Here is a 23,287-nt window from a genome sequence, read left to right on the forward strand (position 1 = left end):
GGACGGCTTGTTGCCGGCGTCGCCGCTGTAGACGGCGGTGATGGCGTGGGCGCCGTTGGCGGTGAAGGTGTAGTTCAGGGTGGCGGTGCCGTTGTTGACCGGTGCCGCGGCGCCGATGTTGTTGGCGCCGTCCTTGAACTGGACGGTGCCGGTGGCGCCGGCGGGGGCGACGGTGGCGGTGAGGTCGACGGCGGTGCCGGTCTTGGCGGTGGCCGGGACGTTGAGGGTGGTGGTCGTGTCCTTGACGATGACCTGGTCGGTCACCGTGACGGTCGAGGCGCCCGACGTCGACGGCTTGTTGGCGGCGTCACCGCTGTAGACGGCGGTGATGGAGTGCGCGCCGGTGGCAGGGAACGCGAAGTTGATGCTCGCGTTGCCGTTGTTCACGGGGGCGGGTGCGCCGATGTTGTTGGCGCCGTCCTTGAACTGGACGGTGCCGGTGGCGCCCGCGGGGGCGACGGTCGCGCTCAGCGTGACGTTCGCATTCGTGTATGCGGTGGCCGGGGCGTTGAGCGTGGTCGTCGTGTCGGCGAGTGCGGGCGCGCTGATGGTGATGGTCGCGAGGGGGCCGGCGCCGGCGTTGAGGGCGCCCTTGTTGTCACTCGGGATGCAGCGGGTCGGCGCCCACTGGGTACCGAAGGCTGAGGCTTTGGCCAGGGAAGTGCTGAAGTTCTGGTCGTTGCCGTAGGTGGCGGCGCTTCCGGCGGTCCGCAGCTTCGGCGTGATCACACCCGAGGGGCCGGCCGTGACGGTGATGTCCACGGCGGGCAGCTGGAACCAGCTGTCACCCGCAGAGTTGGTCGTGCCGTCGAGGTTCTTCTTCAGCTTGGGGGCGCGGATGCCGCCCTCGCTGTTGGTGCTGCTGGTGGGACTGTTGCCCACCACCTCGTTGTTTCCCGAAAGCCGGATGACCGTGCCGGCCGCATTGTCCACGGTGCCGGAATCGTTCACGCGCAGGACGTTCGGGGCGACGTTGTCGAGGTTGACTCCGGTGCCCACGACCGCAGCGCTGACGAATGTCGCATTGTCGGGAACCGCGTAGTCGTACTTGAGCCTCGACAGGTTGGTCGTCGTCGCTCCCGAGTCCGAGTTCGGGTACGAGGACGCGTTCGGCTGGATGCGGTACGTGAAGGTCTGGCCCGGGGTGACCGTTGCGGGCGCGTCCACCGTCATAGTGGCGGCGACGGTCTTGTCCACGGTAATGATCGACTTGGCCTGGCACGAACTGGTGAAGCTGGTGGTTCCAGCGTTGGCCGGTGCGCCGACCAGCATCATGCCGGCGACCACCGCCACACCGGTGACCGGTGCGGCAACGCGCCGCACTGTGGAACTGGACATGGAATCTCCTTGCGCCCGGCACGTGTGATCCATGCCGCACATCGAGGGGTGGATGAAATTCCTCACACCATGCCATCGACTTTGAGAACTCGTTGCAGTTTTGTGATTATTCGTTCAATCCTGAACCGGACCCCGAAGTGTTATACGAAATGGCCTATTACCAGGGGAAACTCGGTACCGGCGAGTAGCTTCTGGTGCGACTCGCGGGCGGTCCGTCCTCTGCGCAGGTCAAATCAGGCAACGGTTTCGTAACGTGTTCGGGGACATTCCGGAGCAGACAACCGGACTGGGCTCGACTGTCCCAGCGTCCACAACCGCCGACTGTCGTGGGTCGGACGGCACAGCTGCCGGCCGCTAGCCTCGGGACATGCGAATCAAGATGTGTTCGGTCCACGTCGTCGATCCCGCGGCCGCCTTCGGTTTCTACACCGAGATCCTCGGCTTCGAGGAGCTGCTCGCGATGCCGGAACATCACCTCTTCATCGTCAAGTCCCCGCAGGACCCGGACGGCGTGGGACTGCTGCTCGAGCCGAGCGACAACCCGGTCGCCGAGGCGTACCGCGCCGGCGTCTACGCGCAGGGCCTCCCGGCCATCGTCTTCGGCAGCCCGAATGTGCAGGCCGACTACGAGCGGCTGAGCGGCCTCGGGGTCCGGTTCACCGGCCCGCCCACCGCCGACCCCTCGGGCACGTCCGCGGTCTTCGACGACACCTGTGGCAATCTCGTTCAGCTGCACCAGGACTGAGCAACGCAGTCCGCGCTCGCCGAGTTGCAGCTCAGGTGGGCGCCGCTCGGTTGGGGAGCGACTGCTGCAGCGAGGCGACCGCGAGGTCGATGACCGCGTCCAGCGCGCCGGGCCCCTCGAAGAGGTGACTCGCGCCGCGAACCCGGCCTGCCGCAGGCCGGCGGCGACATGTCGATTACGGGGGCTGTGGCGACTGCTGCCGCCGCCGTGCGCAAACACCCCCGACGCCATCCCAGGCGCGAAACGAGAAGAGGCTCCCTCCGCCTGAGCGGAGAGAGCCTCTGCAAACACTGTCGGGGTGGCGGGATTTGAACCCACGACCTCTTCGTCCCGAACGAAGCGCGCTACCAAGCTGCGCCACACCCCGTGCCTTGCTCGCTGCCCGTTTTCGGCAGCCAGCGAAGTTTAGCGCACGACTGCCGAAGAACGCGAAACGCCTGGTCGATGGCCCTCTTTGGGGCCCCGATCGGGTGCCGCGACCAGTGTCAGCAGGGTCGCCTCGGGCCGGCAGCAGAACCGGGCCGGAGCGTACGGCGACGTGCCGATCCCCGCCGAGACGTGCAGACGGGTGTGGGCGCCCCACTTCGACGGGCCCTTCACCCGGGAGCGGTCCAGTTGGCAGTTCGTCACGAGTGCGCCGTAGAACGGCAGGCACAGCTGGCCGCCGTGCGTGTGGCCGGCGAGCACCAGGTCGTACCCGTCCTCGGCGAAGCGGTCCAGCACCCGCGGCTCGGGGGAGTGGGTGATGCCCAGCTTGAGGTTGGCCATCGGGTTCGGCGTGCCGGCGATGGTGTCGTAGCGGTCGCGCTTGAGGTGCGGGTCGTCCACGCCGGCCGTCGCGATCCGGATCCCGGCGACCTCGAGCTCGCGTCGGGTGTGCGTGACATCCAGCCAGCCGCGTTCGCTGAACGCCGCACGCAGGTCCTGCCACGGCAGCGGCTCGCCGTGGGTGCGCTTGTGCTCCTTCTTGAAGTACTTGAGCGGGTTCTTCGGCTTCGGCGCGAAGTAGTCGTTGCTGCCGAACACGAACAGGCCGGGCCTGGCCAGCAGCCCGCCGAGGGACTGCACGACGGCGGGGACCGCACGCTGGTGGGACAGGTTGTCGCCGGTGTTCACGACGAGGTCGGGTTCGAGGCGGTCCAGTTCGCGCAGCCAGTTCTGCTTGAGCTTCTGTCCCGGCATCATGTGCAAGTCGCTGATGTGTAGCACCCGCAGTGAGGACGACCCCGGCTCGAGCACCGGCATCGTCGCCTCGCGCAGGGTGAAGGCGTTGCGCTCGATCAGCGAGGCGTAGCCGACGCCGAGCGCCGCGGCACCGGCCAGTCCGGCCGCGGTTCCGCGGAGGGCATTGCGTGGGTTGTCAAACACCATTTCAGGATACGCAGCGCCCGCAAACGATATGCGCGTCGCCGGGGCAGGCGCGTAGCGTTCGGCACCATGTCCGACTCCACACCCACCCTGAAGTCCACCCTCCGAGCCGACATGACGGCCGCGATGAAGGCCAAGGATCCGCTGCGACTCAAGACGCTGCGGATGCTGCTGGCCGCCGTCCAGACCGAGGAGGTCTCCGGCAAGGAGGCCCGTGAGCTCACCGACGAGGAGGTCCTCAAGGTGCTCGCCAAGGAGTCCAAGAAGCGCGGCGAGTCCGCCGAGATCTACACCGAGGCCGGTCGGGGCGAGCTGGCGGCGACCGAACGCGCCGAGGCCCAGATCATCGACGAGTACCTGCCCACCCCGCTCACCGACGCGGAACTGGTCGATGCCGTGGACACCGCCATCGCCCAGGTCGCCGAGGAGATCGGTGAGCGCCCCGCGATGCGGCAGATGGGCCAGGTCATGAAGGTCGCGACCGCGCTCGTCGGCGGCAAGGCCGACGGATCGCGGATCTCGAAGGCAGTCAAGGATCGTCTGTAACTGTGAGTGGCGTTCACCCCAGCTGGGGTGAACGCCACTCACAGGCGCCGTAGGCGCGCTATCGCGGCAGCGGCGGGAGCGGGGGCAGTCCCGGAATCGGCTGGGGAGCCGGCGCCGGGGCGGCCGGTGCGGGTGCGGGTGCCGCCCGGACCGAGCCGTCGCTGACGTACAGCGTGATCGACGAACCCGGCACGGCCGAGCCCGACGGCGACGTGCTGAGCACCGAACCCTTGGCGCCGTCGCCGGACATGGTCACCGCGTTGACGCCGAAGCCCGCAGCCTTCAGTGCACTGGTCGCCTGGGACTGGTCCATGCCGGTGACGTTGGGCAGCTGGGCGTTCTGCGAGCCGCGCTGGTACTTGGGGTCGATCGGCGGGAGTGCCGTCGGCCCGAAGTTGTTCACGATCGGGTTCATCGCGGTGTACCACGCCTTGGCGGGTTCGTTACCGCCGTAGACGTTGCCCTCGGAGCACTGACGCAGCGGCGAGGTGCAGATCTCCCGCGGGTTCGGCGAGTCGGCGTAGACGTACACCGCGCCCGCGAGGTTGTTGGTGAAGCCGAGGAACGCCGAGGACATGTGCGACTCGGTGGTACCTGTCTTGCCGGACACCGGGAGCTTCCACCCCGCCGCCCCGGCCGCCCCTGCCGACGTGCCGCCGCCCTGGTCGTCCTTGCTCAGGGCATTCGCCAGGGTGTCGGCCAGGCCCGGGTCGACGACCTGCTCGCAGGCCTGCTGGGTGATCGACACCGGCTTGCCGTTGCGGTCGACGATCGAATCGATCGGCGTCGGCGGGCACCACTTGCCGTGCGAGGACAGGGTGGCCGCCACGTTCGACAGTTCCAGCGGGTTGATCCAGGTCGGTCCGAGCGTGAACGAGCCGAGGTTCTGCTGCTTCTGCATGTCCGCCATCGACTGGCCGTCGCCCTGGCCGGACGTTCCGGGCTGCGCGTACGACCGCATGCCCAGGCGCACCGCCATGTCGACCGTCGGGGTGACGCCGACCTGCTCGATCAGCTTGACGAACGCGGTGTTCGGCGACTGTGCCAACGCGTCGGTCACCGACAGTGATGCGGGGTACTTGCCCGCGTTCTCGACGCAGTACATGGTCGCGGGGCAGCCCTTGGCGCCGCCGTAACCCATGCCCTTGACCTCGACCCGGCCCGGAACCTGCAGGACAGCGCTGGTGCCGAGGCCCTTCTCCATCGCCGCGGCGGTGGTGAAGATCTTGAACACGGACCCGGCGCCGGTGCCGACCAGTGAGTACGGCTGCGGCTGCACGGTCTCGTTGATCGCGCCGTTGAGGCCGTAGTTGCGGCTGCTGCTCATGGCGAGGATGCGGTGCTGGTCCTGACCGGGCTGAACGACGTTCATCACCTCGGCGACGCCCTCGGTGGTCGGGCTGGCAGTGCCGGTCAGCGCATTGTGTGCCGAGGCCTGGACGGTGGGGTCGAGGGTGGTCTTGATCAGCAGGCCGCCCTTCTCGACCTGCTCGCGACTGATGCCCGCGTTGGCCAGGTACTGCAACGCGTAGTCGCAGAAGAAGCCGCGGTCGCCCGCCGCGATGCAGCCGCGGGGCAGGCTCTTGGGCTCGGGCAGGACGCCGAGCGGTTCGGACTTGGCTGCGCGGATCTCGTCGGCCCGGTCCGGGATGTTCGCGATCATGGTGTCGAGCACGGTGTTCCGGCGCTCCAGGACACCCGACGGGTTGGTGTAGGGGTTCAGTGCCGAGCTGGACTGCACCATGCCCGCGAGCATCGCGGCCTGGGTGAGCTGGAGGTCCTTCGCATCGACCCCGAAGTAGGTCTGGGCCGCGTCCTGGATCCCGAAGGACGCATTGCCGAACGGCACCAGGTTCAGGTAGCGGGTGAGGATCTCGTCCTTGGTCAGCTTCTTGTCCAGCGTCAGCGCCATCCGGATCTCACGGATCTTGCGGGCCGGCGTGGTCTCGATGGCGGCGCGACGCTCGGCGTCGGTCTTCGCGACCACCAGCAGCTGGTAGTTCTTCACGTACTGCTGGTCGATCGTCGACGCGCCCTGCTGGACCTGGCCGCTGGTGGTGTTGGTGAGGAACGCGCGCAGCGTGCCCTGCCAGTCGACGCCGGTGTGGTCGGCGAAGCGCCGGTCCTCGACGGACACGATGGCCAGCTTCATGTCGTTCGAGATCTTGTCGCTGGGCACCTCGAACCGGCGCTGCTCGTACAGCCAGGCGATGGGGTTTCCCGCGGCGTCGACCATCGTCGACACGGCCGGCACCTCACCCTCGACCAGTTCGGCTGAGACGTTGTCGACGGTGTCGGCGGCCCGGTTCGACGCGATCCCGAACCCGCCGGCCAACGGGAACATCACTCCCGCCAGGAGTGCCCCGGCCAAGGCGGTGCATCCGGCGAGCTTCGCGACTGTCTTTGCGATCGGCACTCAGACAGCGTACGTGGCCGCGCGCTGTGTTCACGTGCGCGTGACCAGCCCGTCTGTCCTGGAGGCACGTCCGTACCAAAAAAATGCCGCGGGCACTTGCGCAGAGCGTTATACATTGCCTAAATTGTGACTCAGTGTGATTCAGATAACACTAGTTCAGGAATGTGGCGTAACTCGCTCATGGTAGCGGGGAGCGGGCACTTCCAGGGCGTCAGCGAGGGCGACGCTCGTACTGCAGGAGGGGCAGAAGATGACCGTGACAACCCCGGGCCACCGGTTGGATGTTGAAGAAGCCGAGGCTCGTATTGCATGGGTTACGCAGGCGCGATGCCGAGCGGTCGATCCCGATCAGTTGTTCGTTCGAGGCGCGGCTCAGCGCAAGGCTGCCACGATCTGCCGGCACTGCCCCGTACTGATGCAGTGTGGTGCCGACGCTCTCGACAACCGGGTCGAGTTCGGCGTGTGGGGCGGAATGACCGAGCGTCAGCGCCGCGCTCTGCTCAAGCAGCACCCCGAAGTCGAGTCCTGGGCGGACTTCTTCGAGGCGCAGCGACACCAGGCCGCTGTCATCTGAACGGATGAACTTTCGCCGTTGGCCGGGATCGATGGATCCCGGCCAACGTGCTGTCCGGGGCGGAATTCGACCATGCCGGCGTCCCGCTGGGGCGGGCCTCAGCATTCGAGTCGGAAGTCTGCGAAGTCGAACCCCGGCACCACGACGCAACTGACCAGCGTGGGTTCATCCCGGGTCGGTCGGGCCCGCTGCCAGTGCCGCGCCGGGACCACCAGCTGCGGGGTCTGGCCGCCGAGCAGGTCCGCGCCGAGCAGTCGTTCGGTCGCGGGGCCGGGTTGGTCGCCGTCGCCGCCGAGGTCCAGTTGCAGTGGGCCGCCTCGGTGCCAGAGCCAGAGTTCCTCGCTGCGCACGGTGTGCCACGCGGACTGCTGACCCGGCAGCAGCAGGAACAGGATGGCGGTCCCCGCCGACCGCGCACCCGGGTGATCGGGCAGGGCGGTTGCGGGGACGGTGACGCCGCTGCGCCAGGTCTCGCGGTACCAGCCGCCCTCCGGGTGTGGGGTCAGGTCCAGCGATCGCGCCCAGTCGGGCAATTCGGCCATGTCAGCGATCATCGCAGCGTCGGCCGTCACTGTCACGAGGTCTGCGTTCTCATCCGAGTTATATGCTTGCCGATAGGCAATTAACTTGGGAGGGCACATGACGGGAACTCCGTCGGAAGACGACGTCACCAGGCTGAGGATCGCGCTCGCCCGGATCTCCCGACTGGTCGACCGGCAGGTGTCCGGAGGCGGACTCACCCGCACTCAACTGTCGGTGCTCGGCACGGTCGCCCGCCTCGGCCCGCTCGGGGCCGGGGCCATCGCCGAGGTAGAGGGCCTGAACCCGACCATGCTCTCCCGCGTCATCGGCAAGCTCGAGGCCGACGGACTGCTCGCACGCTCCGCCGACCCCGGCGACCGCCGGGCCGTTCTGGTGCAGGTCACCGCCGCGGGCGAGGGTCTGCACCGGCGACTGCGCCGCGAGCGGACCGAGCTGTTCGCCGATGCACTGGCCCGACTCCCGGACGTCCAGGCGGAATCGTTGCTGGTCGCGCTGCCCGCGGTCGAAGCGCTCGCCGAGCAGATGTTCGCGCCCGACCGGGCGACCACCCCGGACCCGGGCGTCGCGGGCACCCGGCGGGTGCGGACGTGAGCACTCTGGCCGGCGCCCGCCGCGCGACGTTCTCCTCCCTGACCGTTCCGAACTACCGGCTCTACTTCTCCGGACAGGCCGTGTCGATGATCGGCACGTGGATGCAGACGGTCGCACAGTCCTGGCTGGTGCTTCAGCTGACCGGGTCCGGCACCGCACTCGGGCTGGTGGTCGCGCTGCAGACGTTGCCGGTGCTGCTGCTCGGCCCGTACGGGGGAGTGGTCGCGGACCGGGTGGACAAACGGCGGCTGATGATCGCGCTGCAGTCCATGATGGGTGTGCTCGCGCTGGTCCTGGGTCTGCTGACGGTGACCGACACGGTGGCGTTGTGGCAGGTGTACGTCCTCGCGTTCCTGCTCGGGCTCAACAACTGTTTCGAGAATCCCGCCCGCCAGGCTTTCGTCCTCGAGATGGTCGGTCCCGAGCACCTGCACAATGCCGTCAGCCTCAACTCGGTGCTGGTCAACGCGGCGCGAGCGATCGGTCCCGCAGTCGCGGGCATCGTCATCGCCACCGGTGGACTCGGGATCTGCTTCCTCCTCAATGCGGTCAGCTTCGTGGCCGTGGTCGCGTCCCTGATCAAACTCGACGGCTCGGCACTGCAACCCTCGCCGCCCGCGGTCCGCAGTCCGGGCCAGCTTCGTGAGGGCCTCCGCTACGTCCGCCGGACCCCGACCCTGCTCGTGCCGCTGCTGATGATGGCGCTGGTCGGCTGCCTGGCCTACGAGTTCCAGGTGGTCCTGCCGGTCGTCGCGCGCAGCACCTTCGATGCCGACGCGCAGGTGTACGGCTTCATGACCGCGGCCATGGGGGCGGGCGCCGTGGTGGGCGGGCTGTACGTCGCAGCTCGCGGGCGCACCGGTGTACCGGCGTTGGTCGTCTCGTCGACCATCTTCGGCGTGGTGATCGCGGCGGCCGCGCTGGCCCCGACATTGTGGCTCGAACTCGTCGCGCTGGTGCTGGTCGGCGCCGCCAGCGTCAGTTTCCTGTCCACCGGCAACAGCACCCTGCAACTCGAGGCCGAACCCGGCATGCGCGGCCGCGTGATGGCGCTGTGGTCGGTGGCGTTCCTCGGGTCCACGCCGATCGGCGGACCCATCGCAGGTGCGGTGTCACAGCAGTTCGGCGGTCGGGTCGGGCTGCTCATGGGGGCCGCCGCCTGCCTGGTCGCGGCCGGGCTCGGGGCGATGGTCCTGCGCCAGGCCCGACGTCCGGCGCCCGTCGACGAGCCCGTGCAGATGGCGGTCGACCCCGTGCCGGGCAGCGTCGAACGGCCGGTTACGCCCGACCTGTGAGCTGATCGGCGACCGCCCGCAGCGCCTCGAGGTCGGAGACCTCGAACGGCAGCGACGGCACCCCGACCACCGGCACCCGCGGATGTGCGCCGGTGAACCGCCCCAACAGCCGCAGCTCCCGCTGCGCCGTCCGGGCTCGCTCGGCGTGAATCCGCAGCACTGCCGCGGCCAGTGGATGCTCGCCGCGGTCTCTGAGCAGGTCGGCGGCGGCCACCGCATGGTCCGGAGGCAGCGCGCTCAACCTCGGGTGGGTGCGGTTGAGCACCAGCCCCGACAGCGGCATGCCCTCGGTGGACAGTCGCTCGACGAAGAACGAGGCCTCCCGGAGGGCGTCCGGCTCGGCCGTGGCGACCACCATGAAGTGGGTGCCCTCGGCACGCAGCAGCTCGTAGGTGCGGGCAGCCCGCTCCCGGAAACCGCCGAACATCGACTCGAAGGACTGCACGAAAGCCGACGCGTCGGAGAGCATCTTGCTGCCGACAATGGTGTTGACCGCCTTGAGTGCCAATCCCATCGCGCCGGTGACGAGGCGTCCGATCCCGCGACCGGGCGCCGAGAGCATCCGGATCATCCGGCCGTCGAGGAACGCGCCGAGTCGCTGCGGGGCGTCCAGGAAGTCCAGCGCGTTGCGGGACGGCGGCGTGTCGACGATCACCAGGTCCCACTCGTCGCTGGCGGCGAGCTGACCCAGCTTCTCCATCGCCATGTACTCCTGCGTGCCGGAGAACGAGGTCGCGACGGTTTGGTAGAAGGGGTTCGCCAGGATCTGCTCAGCCTTCTCCGGCGACGAGTGCTCGAGCACCATGTCGTCGAAGGTGCGTCGCATATTCAGCATCATCGCGTGCAGTTCGCCGGTCGCGCCCGGGCCGAGCTGCACCGGCTGCGGAGTGTTGTCGAGCTCGCGGACCCCCAGCGCCTGCGCCAGCCTGCGGGCCGGGTCGATGGTGAGCACGACGACGCGGCGGCCCTCCTCCGCGGCCCGCAGCGCCATCGACGCGGCGGTCGTGGTCTTGCCGACGCCGCCCGCCCCGCAGCACACCACGATTCGCGACTTCGGGTCGGTGAGGATCCCGTCGACATCGAGGGCGGCGGTCACCGGACGCCCTGCTCGGCGAGCTGCTCGGCCAGTTCGTACAGTCCGCCGAGGTCGACGCCGTCGGTCAGTGCGGGCAGGTGCAGTCGCGCGACGTCCAGCTTGTCGAGCTCGATTGCACTGTCGTCCTGGGCTTTCAGGGTCGAGGCGTTCTCGATGGTCTCGGTGAGCAGTCCGGCGAAGTCCTCGTCGGAGAGCGTGACGCCCGCCGCGTCCAGGCCGGCCCGGACTGCCGCGGCGTCGATGTGCCCGGCCGCGGCCTCCGCCATCATCTCCGGTGGCAGGTACGGCGTTCCGCTGCGGTTGACGATCACCGTGCCGAGACGCAGGTCCGCGGCTTCGAGTTCCTCCACCGCGTCCGCGGTCTCCTGCACGGGCAGCGCCTCGAGCAGCGTCACCAGGTGCACCATCGTCTCGTCGGAGTGCAGAAGTCGCACGACGCCCTCCGACTGTGAGTGCACCGGACCCCCCTTGGCCAGGTCGGCCATCGCCTTCGTCACGTCGAGGAAGCTACCGATCCGTCCGGTCGGCGGCGAATCCACCACCACCTCGTCGTAGACCGGGACCCCCGACTTGTCGGTGCGCACCACGCATTCCTTGATCTTGCCGGTGACCAGCACGTCGCGGAGTCCCGGTGCCAGGGTGGTCGCGAACTCGATCGCCCCGATCCGGCGCATCGCGCGGCCCGCGAACCCGAGGTTGTAGAACATGTCGAGGTACTCGAGGAAGGCCGTCTCGATGTCCAGGGCCAGCGCGAACACCTCACCGCCGCCGTCGGCGGTCGCGATCTTGGTTTCGGCGTGTGGCAGCGGTGGCACGTCGAACAGCTGGGCTATGCCCTGCCGCCCCTCCACCTCGACGAGCAGCACGCGTCGACCGCCCGCGGCCAGTGCCAGCGCCAAAGCCGCTGCGACCGTGGACTTTCCGGTGCCTCCCTTGCCGGAGACGAAGTGCAACCGGGCCTTGTCCGCCTTGGCGGGCCACTCGTATACGGGTGTGTTCGCAGGTGCTGCCACCCCCCGAGCCTATAAGTCGCGGTGAAGAACCGTCCGCCGACTAGGCTCACCGGCATGAGTGAATTGACTACCTGGGAATACGCCACCGTTCCGCTGCTGACCCACGCGACCAAGCAGATCCTCGACCAGTGGGGTGCGGACGGCTGGGAGCTGGTGTCGGTCCTCGCCGGTCCGACCGGTGAGCAGCACGTCGCCTACCTCAAGCGTCCGAAGGCATGACCGACTGGAAGGCGCGGCTCGCCGAGCTGCGCATCGAGCTGCCCCCGGTGGCCGCCCCGGTGGCCGCCTACGTGCCTGCCGTGCAGACGGGGAACCTCGTCTACACGTCCGGCCAGCTGCCCTTCGTCGACGGCGAGCTGCAGCTGACCGGAAAGGTCGGCGGCGCGGTGGACGCGGAGTCCGCGAACCTCGCCGCCCGCACCTGCGCGCTCAACGCGCTGGCCGCGATCGACGCCCTCGTCGGTCTCGACTCGGTGGTCCGCATCGTCAAGGTCGTCGGCTTCGTCGCGTCCGCGGACGGGTTCACCGGCCAGCCGGGCGTGGTCAACGGTGCTTCCCAGTTGATCGGCGAGGTCTTCGGCGACGCCGGGGTGCATGCCCGGTCCGCGGTCGGAGTGGCGGAGCTGCCGCTCGGCGCGCCCGTCGAGGTGGAAGTCATCGCGGAGGTCCGCTGACGCCATGACCATCGCCCACCCCGCGTACGCGCAGTTGCGACAGGTCACCCCGATCGCGGCCGTGATGCTCGAGAACAACCCCGGCATGATGACCCTCGACGGCACCAACACCTGGATCCTGCGCGCCCCGGGCCGTGAGGAGATCGTGGTCGTCGATCCCGGCGAGGCCGACGAGGACCACCTGCTGCGGATCGCGAAGGTCGGGCCGGTCGCGCTGACGCTGATCACTCACCGGCACCGCGACCACACCGAGGGCATCGACCGGTTCGTCGGGCTGACCGGGTCGCCGGTGAGGGCCGTGCTCCCGGAGTTCCGTCGGCACACCGATGCCGGCCTGCCCGACGGCGAGCTGATCGAGGAGGTCGGTCTCGCGATCCGGGTGCTGCGGACCCCCGGCCACACCAAGGACTCGACGTCGTTCGTGATCGAGGGGGAGGGATCGGTGCTCACCGGCGACACCATCCTCGGTCGCGGCACCACGGTGCTCGACTCCACCGACGGCGACCTCGGCGACTACCTGTCCTCGCTGCGTTCGTTGATCGACCTCGGCGCCGGACGGACCGTGCTGCCCGGGCACGGACCCGACCTGCCCGACCTGCAGGCGGTCGCGCAGGAGTACCTCGCGCACCGGGAGGAACGGCTCGACCAGGTGCGGGCCGCCCTCGAGGCGCTCGGCCACGACGCCACCGCGGCGCAGGTGGTCGAGCACGTGTACTCGGACGTCGACCGGAAGTTGTGGCCGGTCGCCGAGCAGTCGGTGCGGGTGCAGTTGGCCTACCTGCGGCGATGACCCTGTCCGATCCCGGTGAGCGGGATCGGACAAAATTGTGCATGTCCGCTGCCTGCGGGCGGATATGCACTGGTCGCGGGAGGTGCCGCTCGAGCGGTGGACACGGGACGGGCGGATCCGCGGATCTCTCGAGTTGCGGCGGGCCGTGGATGCCGTAGACATCTACCGGCATCGCAGTTTGTGCGGTGCGTCACCCCCTCGGAAAACTCAAGGAGCAGTACACGTGGGATCCCTCGGAAACGTCACCGGCGAGAACGGCATCGTGCAGCTCGTCGGCATGTTCGGCACCATCCTCCAGCTCGACCTCGGCAGCGCCGGGAAGGGCAGCACCCCCGCCTGAGCGGCCCTTGTCATGACAGAGAGCCGCCCACCCCGAAACCGGGGTGGGCGGCTCTCTGTGTCAGCGCTGTGTCAGCGGGCGCGGCGGGCCAGGCGCTCGGAATCCGAGATGAGCACGCTCTTGCCCTCGAGCCGCAGCCAACCGCGGTGCGCGAAGTCGGCGAGGGCCTTGTTCACGGTCTCGCGGGAGGCGCCGACCAGCTGGGCGATCTCCTCCTGCGTGAGGTCGTGCGTGACGCGCAGGGCGCCGCCCTCCTGGGTGCCGAAGCGCTGCGCGAGCTGCAGCAGCGCCTTCGCGACGCGACCGGGCACGTCGGTGAAGATGAGGTCGGCGAGGTTGTTGTTGGTCCGGCGCAGGCGGCGGGCCAACACGCGCAGGAGCTGCTCGGCAATCTCCGGGCGCTGGTCGATCCACGACTTGAGGGCGTCGCGGTCCATCTGCACCGCACGCACCTCGGTGACGGTGGTCGCGGTGGAGGTGCGCGGACCCGGGTCGAAGATGGACAGCTCGCCGAACATGTCGGACGGACCCATGATGGTCAGCAGGTTCTCGCGCCCGTCGGGGGAGCGGCGGCCGAGCTTCACCTTGCCGGACACGATGATGTAGAGCCGGTCGCCCGGTTCACCCTCGTTGAAAATGACGTGTCCGCGCGGGAAATCTACGGGCTGGAGCTGCTTGACCAGCGCGGCGACCGCCGACGGCTCGACTCCCTGGAAGATTCCGGCTCTGGCCAGGATCTCGTCCACGTGCGCTCCTTCTTCGGAAAACTTGGTCGGCCGGGCCCCGTCGTGTGGTGCTCGACCGTTCCGTCGACGCAGACTGCGCGCCGACTATTCGGTAACTTTCGCTGGGAGTCTATCGCTCCGCTGCGTAACAGTAGTGATCGACGCCACGTCCTGCGCGTCGAATGGTCAGCTCGCCTGCCGTTCGGTCAGCGGCTCTTCCTCGACGCCGCCCCGCTTGCGCCGCAGATGGAAGCGGGCCAGCGCGCGTGGCAGCCCCTCCTGTGCGAGCGTCGCAACTTCGGCATGGCTCGCCTGGTCCAGGAACTCCTGGACCTCCTGCTCACGCACTGTCAGCCGGCGCAGCCGGAATTCCACCCGCTCCATCGCCAGCGCAAACAGCATGAGCAGCACTGGGAAGAGCACCACAGCGAGACCTTGCATACTGGGCAGTAAACACGGCGAATGTCTCAGAAGCGAAACGATGTGCGAACCGTTCCCGGGCCCGTCCGTAGAGTCGACGGAGTGTCCACCACCGTTTCGAAGACCCCGGCCGAGCGCCGCGCTGCGTCTGCCGGGAGCCCGAAAAAGGGCGAGACCCGGCTGGGCCTGGTGCGGCGGGCACGCCGGATGAACCGCACCCTCGGCGTGGCGTTCCCGCACGTGTACTGCGAGCTGGATTTCAGCACCCCGCTGGAGCTGTCGGTGGCGACGATTCTGTCCGCGCAGTGCACTGACGTGCGGGTCAACCAGGTAACGCCGGCGTTGTTCGCCCGCTATCGCTCGGCCGCCGACTACGCGGGTGCCGAGCGAGCCGAGCTGGAGGAGTACATCCGGACGACCGGCTTCTACCGGAACAAGGCGAACTCGATCATCGGCCTCGGGCAGGCGCTTGTCGAGCGTTTCGACGGCGAGGTGCCGGGCAACATCAAGGACTTGGTGAGCCTGCCGGGCTTCGGCCGCAAGACCGCCAACGTCGTCCTCGGGAACGCGTTCGATGTGCCGGGGATCACCGTGGACACCCACTTCGGGCGGCTGGTCCGCCGCTGGGGCTGGACGCAGGAGGAGGACCCGGTCAAGGTCGAGCACGCGGTCGGTGAACTCATCCCGCGCAAGGAGTGGACCCTGCTCTCGCACCGGGTGATCTTCCACGGCCGACGGGTGTGTCACGCGAAGAAGCCGGCCTGCGGGGTGTGTCTGCTGGCCAAGGACTGCCCCTCGTACGGCGCGGGCCCGACCGACCCCACAGTGGCGGCGGCCCTGGTGAAGGGTCCGGAGACCGAACACCTGCTCGACCTGGCGGGGCGGTGACCTGAGCGTGCACATCTCCAACGCCGGCCGCTGGAGTCTGGCAGCGCTGGTCGTCGTGATCGCCCTGGTGGTGGCCATCTGGCCGCGCGGCAGCTCCGACGACTCGGGCACCCGCAGCTACGCCGACTACGTCAGCCAGGGCACCACTCCGGCGCCCGAACGTGCCCCCGGTGAGACCGACCAGTCGCTGGCCGGCGCCCGCGACCGGGCCGCGCTCACCGCGTGCCCCGCCCCCGCCGCCGGGACCACCCCGGCGGGTCCGCTCGCCGGCATCACGCTCGCATGCCTGGCCGACGGTCGCCGCATCGACGTCGGCGCCGCCCTCGCGGGCAGGCCGGCCCTGGTCAACCTGTGGGCCTACTGGTGCGGTCCGTGCGCGAAGGAACTGCCCGCCCTCGACGAGTACGCCCGTCGCGCCGGGGACAAGGTCACCGTGCTCACCGTGCACCAGGACCCGAAGGAGGGAAATGCGTTGTCCGCGCTGACCGATTACGGGGTGCACCTGCCCGGCGTGCAGGACGGGTCGGGTCGGGTCGCCGCCGCGGTCGGGGCGCCGAACGTGCTGCCGGTGACCGCGCTGATCCGCGCCGACGGAACCGTTGCCGCCGTACTGCCGCAACCCTTCGACAGCGCCGACCAGATCGCCGACATGGTCCACGACAAACTGGGTGTGGTCTCGTGACGAGGACCGACCACGTGCCGCCGGAGTGGCTGCACAGGGTGGTGACCCTGCCGCCGACCGACGGCAACTCGGTGAACCCGGTGCTGCGCCGGCGCACGCCGGAGGGAACGACCGCCCGTGACGCCGCGGTACTGGTCCTGTTCGGTGGGTCGGAGGACGCCGACCCCATGTGTGTCGGCGGGCTGCCCGAGGACGCCGACCTGCTGCTCACACAGCGGGCGTCCACCCTGCGCCAGCACAGCGGGCAGATCGCGTTCCCCGGCGGCGCCGCCGACCCCGAGGACGACGGTCCGATCGCGACCGCGCTGCGCGAGGCCGAAGAGGAGACCGGGCTGGACCCGTCCGGGGTACGCGCCCTCGCCGTGCTGCCCGGGATCTTCGTGCCGCCGTCGGGGTTCGACGTCACACCCGTGGTCGGCTACTGGGACCGCCCGTCGCCGGTGCGCCCGGTGGACGCGGGCGAGACCGCGAAGGTCGCGCGGGTGCCGATGCGGTCGTTGCTCGATCCGGACAACCGGTTCATCGTCAAGCACCGGCTCGGTTACCAGGGGCCCGCGTTCCTGGTCGACGGGATGCTGGTGTGGGGTTTCACCGCGGGCGTGCTGGCCGGACTGATCGCCGTGTCCGGCTGGGAGATCGACTGGGATCGCCGCGACGTGCGTGATCTCGAAGTGGCGCTCGCGGAGGTGGAGGCAGGGGTGGTCGAGGTGCACGAGCGGTGAGCGGGTCGACCTGGATAGACATCGCGATCCTGGCGATCGCCGTGCTCGCCGCCAGCTCCGGCTGGCGTCAGGGTGCGGTGGCATCGGCGCTCGCGTTCCTGGGGGTGGTCCTCGGCGCGGTCGCGGGCATCCTGATCGCACCCCACGTGCTGGTGCACATGGAGGGAGGGCGCATCCGGGTCCTCGCCGGGGTGCTGCTGATCGTCGGATTGGTGATCATCGGCGAGGTCGCCGGCATGGTGCTCGGCCGCGCCGCCCGCGGCGGCATGCACAGTCCGGTCGCGCGGTCGGTCGACAGCGTCGTCGGCGCCGGGCTGCAGGCCGCGGCGGTACTGGTGGCTGCCTGGCTGCTGGCCATTCCGCTGACGGCGTCCTCGCAGCCCGCGGTCGCCACCGCGGTCCGCGGGTCGAAGGTGCTGACCCAGGTCGACGAGGTCGCGCCGAGCTGGATGCGACGGCTGCCGAGCGACTTCTCCGCGTTGCTCGACACGTCGGGACTGCCGGACGTGATCGGCCCGTTCGGTCGCACCCCCATCGCCGTGGTGGACCCGCCGGACGCGGCGATCGCGCAGGGCCCGCTCGCGGCGCGACTGCAGTCGAGTGTGCTGCGGGTGCGCGGGGTGGCGCCGAGCTGCCAGCGCGCGCTCGAGGGATCCGGTTTCGTGGTCGGCCCCGAGCGGGTGATGACCAACGCGCACGTCGTGGCCGGCACGAACAAGGTCGTCGTGGACACCGCGAACGGTGCGCTCGACGCGAAGGTCGTGCTCTTCGACCCCGAGGTGGACGTCGCGGTCCTGGCGGTGCCCGGACTCGACGCAGACCCGCTGCAGTTCGCCCCGAAGCCCGCGAAGTCGGGGGACACCGCGCTGGTGCTGGGTTACCCGGGCGGCGGTCCGTACACCGCGAGCGCGGCGCGGGTCCGCGAGACGCTGGACCTGAGCGGTCCGGACATCTACCGCGCCCGCGACGTGACGCGGGAGGTGTACACGGTGCGCGGGTCGATCAGGCAGGGCAACTCCGGAGGCCCACTGGTCGACGAGCAGGGGCGCGTCCTCGGAGTGGTGTTCGGTGCGGCGGTGGACAACAGTGACACCGGGTTCGTGCTCACAGCGGCGGAGGTGTCGCGACAGCTCGCGCAGGCGACGTCTGCGGTCGGTGCGGTCAGCACCGGTGACTGCATAGGCGCGTAGCGCCCGTGAGTCCTTCTGGCCCTTGTCGGGGCCAGAAGGACTCACGGGCGGCGAAGCCGCCTTACAGGAACTCCGTCAGAGCCGACGTCACCTCGGCCGGGCTTTCCCGGTGCACGTAGTGGCCGGCGCCGGGCACGGCGTGCAGTCGGCGCGACGGCGCCCACCGGGTGTCCTGCTCCAGCGTGGGACGCAGCACGAACGGGTCGGCGTCGCCGTGGATCTGCAGCACCGGCAGTGTCAGGACCTGGTCCATCGCGGTCATGAACCGCCTGCCGTCCGGCCGCCACTGGCTGCGGAACGCCCAGCGCTGGTACTCCAGGCCGCAATGCGCGGCGCCGGGGATCTGGATCGCGGACCGGGCGCGGGCGGCGGCCTCCGGGAACTCCTCGGACTGCTGCCACTGCGTGCTCGAGCGGTCTCGCAGCAACCGCTCGACGGCGGCGCCGTCGTCGCGGGTCAGGGCCCGTTCCGGTCGCCACGGCGGCTGGTAGCTCAGGAACGACGGCAGTAGGGCGGCGCGTTGCGCACGCTCCCGCAGCGCCGACCGCCGGAGGGCGATCGGGTGCGGGGACGCGACGAGTGCGATCGACCGGACCAACCGCGGATGCAGGGTGGCGGTGGCCCAGCAGATCAGGCCGCCGTCGGCGTGCCCGACCAGTGAGGCTTCGGTGTGCCCGAGCGCGCGGATCAGCCCGGCCACGTCGTTCGCGGAGGTCCAGCTGTCGTATCCGCGTGGGGGCTTGTCCGTGTCGCCGTAGCCGCGCAGGTCCATCGCGACCGTCCGGTACCCGGCGTCGGCGAGCGCGACCAGTTGGTGGCGCCACGACCACCAGAAGTCGGCGAATCCGTGCAGCAGCACCACCAGCGGTGCACCGGGATCCGACGGTCCGGCCTCGACGGCGTGGAAGCGGATGCCGTTGGCGTGCACGTCGCGGTGCCGCCACGGTCCGTCGATGCGAACGGTGGAGGGGTCGGGGAAGGTCACCTTGGCCGGGACTCCGGCGGTCAGGGGGCGGTCCGGCGGGCGTACTCGCCGGGGGTGTAGTCGCCGTGCTTGTAGCTCGACTCGGCGGCGGTCGGCAGCACGGTCGCGGCCTGCCGCAGCGAGTCGATCGTCTTCTCGGGGGCCCGGAGTTTGCGCACCCGCAGGTAACCGAGCAGTGCCAGTACGCCCGTGACGACCACCATCAGCAGGAACACGATGAGGAAGGCGAGCCAGCGGTACACCCAGGTGTCGAGCAGTTCGGCGAGGAAGAAGAAGAAGAAGAACGAGCTGAACAGCAGGACCGTGAGCGCGAGGACGAAGAACAGCGAGCCTTGCAGGCCCTTCTTCACCTCGCCCGTCACCTCGGCCTTGGCGAGTTCGACCTCGGCCCGGACCAGGGTGGACACCTGAGCGGTGGCGTCCTTGACCAGGTTGCCGATGCTGGCGGTGCCCGGCGCGTGCGCGTCCACGTCCGTCAGCGGGATGGAGGAGATGGTGTTGGGTACACCGCTCTCGGTCAGCCGCTCGGTCCTGCCGTTGCGGTCGCTGGTGCTCACGTCGTCGCCCCTGTCGTTGTCGTCGTTCAAGGCCGGTCTGGCTCGGCTCGGTCTAGCTGGTCACGTTCGGCGCGGGCCTGGTGGATGCGCCCCCGGCGCAACAGTAGCGCCGAGCCGATCAGCGACGCCGCCAAGGAGGTGAGCAGGACTGCGGCCTTGGCCTTCTCCTGCTCGGCGCCCTCGAGCGCGAGTTCGGCCACGAGAAGGCTAACTGTGAAGCCGATCGCGCCGAGCACCGACAGGGCGAACATGTCGCGGAATCCGAGGCTGCTCGGCTTGGTCGCGATGCCGAGGCGGACCGCGGTCCACGAGACGCCGAAGATGCCGAGGATCTTGCCGACGAGCAGTCCCAGCATGATGGCGAGGGTCAGACGGTCGGTGAACAGCGACCCGAGCACATCCCCGCCCAGCGGCACCCCGGAGGCGAAGAGCGCGAAGATCGGCACGCACAGCCCCGCCGACCAGGGCTGGATGCGGTGTTCGAGGCGGGTGGCGGGCGCCTCGTCCTCGCCCGGGTCGGTCCGCACCCGGGTGAGCAGGCCGAGGGCCACGCCGGCGAGCGTGGCGTGAATTCCGGCCTCGTGCACGCTGTACCAGGTCAGCAGCGCCAGCGGGACGTAGAGCAATGGTGTGGTGATCCGGCGGTGCTGGGCGTACGCGTAGACGGTCGCGCAGGCCACTGCGGCGAGGAGCCACCAGAGTGCGATCGACGCGGTGAACACGGTCGCGATGATGATGATGGCGAGCAGGTCGTCGACGACGGCGAGGCTGAGCAGGAACACCCTGGCGCCGGCCGGGATGCGGGAGCCGGTGAGGGCGAGCACACCGAGCGCGAAGGCGATGTCGGTGGCGACCGGGATGGCCCAGGCCCGGTCGATGCCGGGCGTGCCCCAGCCGACCGCGAGGGCGATCAACGCGGGGGTGACGACGCCGCCGACGGCCGCGATGATCGGCAGCATTGCCTTCTTGCGCTCGGCGAGCTCGCCGACGACCAGTTCGCGCTTGAGTTCGAGCCCAGCGACGAAGAAGAACACCGCCAGCAGCCCGTCCTGCGCCCAGGACCCGACCGTCAGGTTCAGGTGCAGTGCGCTCGGGCCGATCTGGAAGTCGCGCAGGTCGGTGTAGGCATCGGACCAGGTGGAGTTCGCCCAGATCAGGGCGATCGCGGCGGAGACGAGGAGCAGGCTGCCGCCGACCGTCTCGGTCCGGAGGTAGCGGGACAGTTCGGAGCGTTTCGATCGGATCACGCGGATTCTCCTGGTCGCGGGCATGCGGGGGCGATGTGCCGACCAGACTTCCCGGCGCTCCGTACGAGATCTTAACGGCTCGTGCCAGGTTCCCGCGCCGGTCGAGACCTTCTCCGCGGACCGTCAGCTCGGCGGATCGGCGGGCTTCGCTGCCCGTTCGATCACCCAGGCGGCGATCTGGGTGCGCGACGTGAAGCCGAGTTTCGAGAGCACGTGCTCGACGTGTCCCTGCGCGGTGCGCTGCGAGATCACCAGTTGTTCGGCGATCGCCCGGTTCGTCAGGCCGCGGGCCACCAGGTCGGCCACCTCCTGCTCGCGCGGGGTCAGGTCGGTGGCGGCCCGGCCCTGCGTGGCGTCGGCCCGTGGCGGCGCCTGCTCCTCCAGCGCGAACGCCACGATCTCGTCGAGACCCAGCCCGGTACCCCGCGCGAAGGCCGCGTCGAACGAGCGCGCGCCGAGGGCCCGGCGGGCGTGTCGTTCACAGTTGTCGTGGTGAATCGGCAGCCCCGGGATGACCACTCCCTGAACTCCCGCAGCCCGCCACAGCGACTGGGCGCCGCCGAGCAGCACGGCAGCCCGCTGGGGTTGGTTCGCATCGACCGCGATCCAGGCCAGTACCTCGACGCAGATCGCCGAGCACAGCGGATCGTCCATCCGGACGGTCAGGCGGAGGCCCTGTTCGAGTTCGGCACGGGCCCGAGCCGGCTCCTGTTGCCACAACGCAATTCCGAGCGAGCTGAGAGCGTACGCGCGGTACACCGCTTCGTCCCTCGGCGCGGTGATCGAGAGGACCTCGTCCGCGTACTCGACGGCCGCCGCGACGTCGTCGAGCAGGGCGTGGGCCATGGCGAGCCCGAGCAGGGTCGACAGGTGCCGGACACGGTCCTCACCGGCGCGCACGGTGTCGAGGATGTTGCCGAGGACCTCGACGGTGGTTTTCGGGTCGCCGTCGAACATCGCCAGGTGCCCGGCGGCGTGCGTGACGAGGGTGTCCGAATCGGGGTCGTCGAGCGTCGCCGCCGCCCGGTGCGCCTCGTCGACGAGTGCCAGTCCCGCCGCGGCGTCACCCTGATTGCCGGCCAGCACCGCGTTCGCGCAGAGCGCCTCGACGCGGGCTTTCGTCGGCACCCCGCCCTGGGCGTCGAGGCTGCGGTCGAACCAGTACCGGCCCTCGCTGAGCGCGCCGCGGGCGACCCAGAACTGGAACAGGGCATTCGACAGCGTCAGCGCGTGCTCGGCCGAGCCCGGCTCCGCGATGCAGTACTTGAGCACGGCCCGCAGGTTGGCCCCTTCCCGCGAGATGCGCAGAATCCAGGCCTGCTGGTTGGGGCCGATCCAGTCGACATCGGCGCGGTCGATCAACTGCTCGTACCAGTCGCGATGCCTGCGGCGCAGGTCCGCGCCCTCGTCGGATTCCTCCAGCCGCTCGAGTCCGTAGTCACGGAGCGTCTCGAGCAGCCGGTACCGCACCACCCCGTCCGGTTCCTCCCGGATGAGGATCGACTTGTCGACGAGGGAGGCGATGACGTCGAGCAGGTCGTCGGGAGTGAGGTCTCCGGCCGCGATGCCCTCGGCGGCGTCGAGCTCGAAACCGCGGGCGAACACCGACAGCCGCCGCCACAGTCCGCGCTCCGTCTCGGTGCACAGGTCGTGGCTCCAGTCGATGCACATCCGCAGGGTCTGCTGGCGGGTCGGCGCTCCCCGGGTGCCGGCGACCAGCAGGCGGTAGCGGTCGGTGAGCCGATCGAGAATCTGAGCCGGCGACATTGCCCGCAACCGGGCCGCCGCGAGTTCGATCGGCAGCGGCAGTCCGTCGAGTCGGCGGCAGATCTGGGCGACCGTCGCCCGGTTGTCGTCTGTGAGCTCGAATCCGGGTACGGCGGCGCCTGCCCGTTCGACGAAGAGCGTCACCGCCTCGTACTGCGCGACACCCCGCCGCGCCGCGCGTGGGTCCGGGGCCGACATCGGCGGGACGCGGAATGCGGCCTCGCCGCCGATCGTCAGGGGTTCCCTGCTGGTGGCGAGGATTCGCAGCTGCGGGCAGGCGCGCAGCAGGGTCTCGGCGAGCTTCGCGACGGCGTCGACGAGGTGCTCACAGTTGTCGAGCACCAACAGGATCTGGCGGTCGTCGAGGAAGTCGAGCAGGGTCTGCAGCGGCGAGTGCGCCACCTGATCGCGCAGCCCGAGCGTGGCGGCGACGATGTCCGGCACCAGTTCCGGGTCGCTTTGTTCGCCGAACTCGACGAGCCACACACCGTCGTCGAAGGCGCGCCGCGAGTCGGCCGCGACCCGCAGCGCGAGCCGGGTCTTGCCGACACCGCCGATCCCGGTCAGTGTCACCAGACGCGAGACGGCCAGCAGACGTCTGCCCTCGGTCACCTCGCGTCGGCGACCGACGAAACTCGTCATATCCAGGGGCAGGTTGCCGAGCCTGTCCCGAGTGGAGGGCGCCATCGAACCGTCACCTTCATGTCGGCGTCAGCGACCGTGACGGCTCCCCGGTGCCGCGGTGGGAACTCCTGCGAGCCACGCTGCGTATTCG

At 69.7% G+C, this 23,287-nt stretch carries 24 protein-coding genes and 1 tRNA gene; 12 read left to right on the forward strand and 13 right to left on the reverse strand.

Translation table 11 applies throughout. From position 1 onward, the window contains the following. A partial coding sequence (locus tag FK531_RS22200) for an Ig-like domain-containing protein (protein WP_246097779.1) occupies positions 1-1,338 on the reverse strand: 1,338 nt, incomplete at its 3' end. Positions 1,339-1,705: 367 nt separating this feature from the next. Between FK531_RS22200 and FK531_RS02525 the strand changes: the two genes are divergently transcribed. After that, entirely contained in the window at positions 1,706-2,083 is a 378-nt protein-coding gene (locus FK531_RS02525; protein WP_142095039.1) for a VOC family protein, read from the forward strand. A 293-nt stretch (positions 2,084-2,376) separates the two neighbouring features. Here the strand turns inward: FK531_RS02525 and FK531_RS02530 are convergent. Both FK531_RS02530 and FK531_RS02535 read right to left on the reverse strand, forming a co-directional pair. Then, a tRNA-Pro gene (locus FK531_RS02530) sits at positions 2,377-2,450 on the reverse strand. Positions 2,451-2,488: 38 nt separating this feature from the next. Then, a complete protein-coding gene (locus FK531_RS02535) occupies positions 2,489-3,451 on the reverse strand; it encodes a metallophosphoesterase (RefSeq protein ID WP_246097781.1) in 963 nt (320 codons plus the stop codon). 69 nt (positions 3,452-3,520) lie between these two features. Between FK531_RS02535 and FK531_RS02540 the strand changes: the two genes are divergently transcribed. Then, complete coding sequence (locus tag FK531_RS02540; RefSeq protein ID WP_142095041.1) at positions 3,521-3,997, forward strand: GatB/YqeY domain-containing protein; 477 nt, start codon at positions 3,521-3,523, stop codon at positions 3,995-3,997. A 58-nt stretch (positions 3,998-4,055) separates the two neighbouring features. On the opposite strand, the gene FK531_RS02545 is transcribed toward FK531_RS02540, so the two are convergent. Continuing rightward, on the reverse strand, positions 4,056-6,413 hold the full coding sequence (locus tag FK531_RS02545) for a penicillin-binding protein (protein ID WP_290367593.1): 2,358 nt from the start codon (positions 6,411-6,413) through the stop codon (positions 4,056-4,058). 250 nt (positions 6,414-6,663) lie between these two features. On the opposite strand from FK531_RS02545, the gene FK531_RS02550 reads away from it, so the two are divergent. Then, positions 6,664-6,987 (forward strand): WhiB family transcriptional regulator, encoded by a 324-nt coding sequence (locus tag FK531_RS02550; RefSeq protein ID WP_142095042.1) that lies wholly within the window; start codon positions 6,664-6,666, stop codon positions 6,985-6,987. Positions 6,988-7,085: 98 nt separating this feature from the next. Here the strand turns inward: FK531_RS02550 and FK531_RS02555 are convergent, their stop codons facing one another. Continuing rightward, positions 7,086-7,529 (reverse strand): cupin domain-containing protein, encoded by a 444-nt coding sequence (locus FK531_RS02555; protein ID WP_142095043.1) that lies wholly within the window; start codon positions 7,527-7,529, stop codon positions 7,086-7,088. 97 nt (positions 7,530-7,626) lie between these two features. On the opposite strand from FK531_RS02555, the gene FK531_RS02560 reads away from it, so the two are divergent. Next, positions 7,627-8,121: a MarR family winged helix-turn-helix transcriptional regulator gene (locus FK531_RS02560; RefSeq protein WP_181762786.1), complete on the forward strand. Its 495-nt coding sequence runs from the start codon at positions 7,627-7,629 to the stop codon at positions 8,119-8,121. Next, positions 8,118-9,416 carry an MFS transporter gene (locus tag FK531_RS02565; protein ID WP_142095044.1) on the forward strand — a complete coding sequence of 433 codons (1,299 nt, stop codon included), beginning with the start codon at positions 8,118-8,120 and terminating at the stop codon, positions 9,414-9,416. The genes FK531_RS02560 and FK531_RS02565 overlap by 4 nt, the downstream gene beginning before the upstream one ends. Here FK531_RS02565 and bagB read toward each other — a convergent pair. Beyond that, positions 9,400-10,512: an ATPase BagB gene (gene bagB / locus FK531_RS02570; RefSeq protein WP_142095045.1), complete on the reverse strand. Its 1,113-nt coding sequence runs from the start codon at positions 10,510-10,512 to the stop codon at positions 9,400-9,402. The two genes, FK531_RS02565 and bagB, sit on opposite strands and share 17 nt — an antisense overlap. After that, the gene (gene bagA / locus FK531_RS02575; protein ID WP_142095046.1) at positions 10,509-11,525 is read right to left on the reverse strand and encodes an ATPase BagA; all 1,017 of its coding nucleotides are present in this window, start codon (positions 11,523-11,525) and stop codon (positions 10,509-10,511) included. The genes bagB and bagA overlap by 4 nt, the downstream gene beginning before the upstream one ends. Positions 11,526-11,579: 54 nt before the next feature. On the opposite strand from bagA, the gene sp36 reads away from it, so the two are divergent. The 3 genes from sp36 to FK531_RS02590 are packed head-to-tail and all read left to right on the forward strand — an operon-like array spanning position 11,580 to position 12,989. Further along, positions 11,580-11,744: a Sp36 family protein gene (sp36, locus tag FK531_RS02580; protein WP_142095047.1), complete on the forward strand. Its 165-nt coding sequence runs from the start codon at positions 11,580-11,582 to the stop codon at positions 11,742-11,744. Continuing rightward, positions 11,741-12,199, forward strand: a complete 459-nt coding sequence (locus tag FK531_RS02585) for a RidA family protein (RefSeq protein WP_142095048.1) — start codon at positions 11,741-11,743, stop codon at positions 12,197-12,199. Before sp36 ends, FK531_RS02585 begins: the two co-directional genes overlap by 4 nt. Positions 12,200-12,203: 4 nt before the next feature. Next, the gene (locus FK531_RS02590; RefSeq protein WP_142095049.1) at positions 12,204-12,989 is read left to right on the forward strand and encodes an MBL fold metallo-hydrolase; all 786 of its coding nucleotides are present in this window, start codon (positions 12,204-12,206) and stop codon (positions 12,987-12,989) included. 411 nt (positions 12,990-13,400) lie between these two features. Here the strand turns inward: FK531_RS02590 and FK531_RS02595 are convergent, their stop codons facing one another. Together FK531_RS02595 and FK531_RS02600 are read right to left on the reverse strand one after the other, a co-directional pair. Beyond that, complete coding sequence (locus tag FK531_RS02595; protein ID WP_142095050.1) at positions 13,401-14,075, reverse strand: Crp/Fnr family transcriptional regulator; 675 nt, start codon at positions 14,073-14,075, stop codon at positions 13,401-13,403. Between the two features lie 165 nt (positions 14,076-14,240). Then, on the reverse strand, positions 14,241-14,495 hold the full coding sequence (locus FK531_RS02600) for a hypothetical protein (RefSeq protein ID WP_142095051.1): 255 nt from the start codon (positions 14,493-14,495) through the stop codon (positions 14,241-14,243). A gap of 186 nt (positions 14,496-14,681) precedes the next feature. On the opposite strand from FK531_RS02600, the gene nth reads away from it, so the two are divergent. The 4 genes from nth to marP are packed head-to-tail and all read left to right on the forward strand — an operon-like array spanning position 14,682 to position 17,956. After that, the gene (gene nth / locus FK531_RS02605; protein ID WP_246097836.1) at positions 14,682-15,362 is read left to right on the forward strand and encodes an endonuclease III; all 681 of its coding nucleotides are present in this window, start codon (positions 14,682-14,684) and stop codon (positions 15,360-15,362) included. A gap of 13 nt (positions 15,363-15,375) precedes the next feature. After that, positions 15,376-16,044, forward strand: coding sequence for a TlpA family protein disulfide reductase (locus tag FK531_RS02610; RefSeq protein WP_181762808.1), 669 nt, complete (start codon positions 15,376-15,378; stop codon positions 16,042-16,044). 14 nt (positions 16,045-16,058) lie between these two features. Further along, the gene (locus tag FK531_RS02615; RefSeq protein WP_142095342.1) at positions 16,059-16,766 is read left to right on the forward strand and encodes an NUDIX hydrolase; all 708 of its coding nucleotides are present in this window, start codon (positions 16,059-16,061) and stop codon (positions 16,764-16,766) included. Then, on the forward strand, positions 16,763-17,956 hold the full coding sequence (gene marP, locus FK531_RS02620) for an acid resistance serine protease MarP (protein WP_142095054.1): 1,194 nt from the start codon (positions 16,763-16,765) through the stop codon (positions 17,954-17,956). Before FK531_RS02615 ends, marP begins: the two co-directional genes overlap by 4 nt. 61 nt (positions 17,957-18,017) lie before the next feature. Here the strand turns inward: marP and FK531_RS02625 are convergent, their stop codons facing one another. The 4 genes from FK531_RS02625 to FK531_RS02640 form a co-directional block, all read right to left on the reverse strand. Further along, positions 18,018-18,941 (reverse strand): alpha/beta fold hydrolase, encoded by a 924-nt coding sequence (locus FK531_RS02625; RefSeq protein WP_142095055.1) that lies wholly within the window; start codon positions 18,939-18,941, stop codon positions 18,018-18,020. Positions 18,942-18,961: 20 nt separating this feature from the next. Next, positions 18,962-19,498 (reverse strand): phage holin family protein, encoded by a 537-nt coding sequence (locus FK531_RS02630; protein ID WP_142095056.1) that lies wholly within the window; start codon positions 19,496-19,498, stop codon positions 18,962-18,964. Between the two features lie 26 nt (positions 19,499-19,524). Then, complete coding sequence (nhaA, locus tag FK531_RS02635) at positions 19,525-20,745, reverse strand: Na+/H+ antiporter NhaA (RefSeq protein ID WP_142095057.1); 1,221 nt, start codon at positions 20,743-20,745, stop codon at positions 19,525-19,527. 123 nt (positions 20,746-20,868) lie between these two features. After that, the gene (locus FK531_RS02640; RefSeq protein ID WP_142095058.1) at positions 20,869-23,199 is read right to left on the reverse strand and encodes an ATP-binding protein; all 2,331 of its coding nucleotides are present in this window, start codon (positions 23,197-23,199) and stop codon (positions 20,869-20,871) included. Between the last annotated feature and the right edge of the window lie 88 nt (positions 23,200-23,287).

This window comes from Rhodococcus spelaei (assembly GCF_006704125.1).
GTDB classification, from domain to species: domain Bacteria; phylum Actinomycetota; class Actinomycetes; order Mycobacteriales; family Mycobacteriaceae; genus Rhodococcus_G; species Rhodococcus_G spelaei.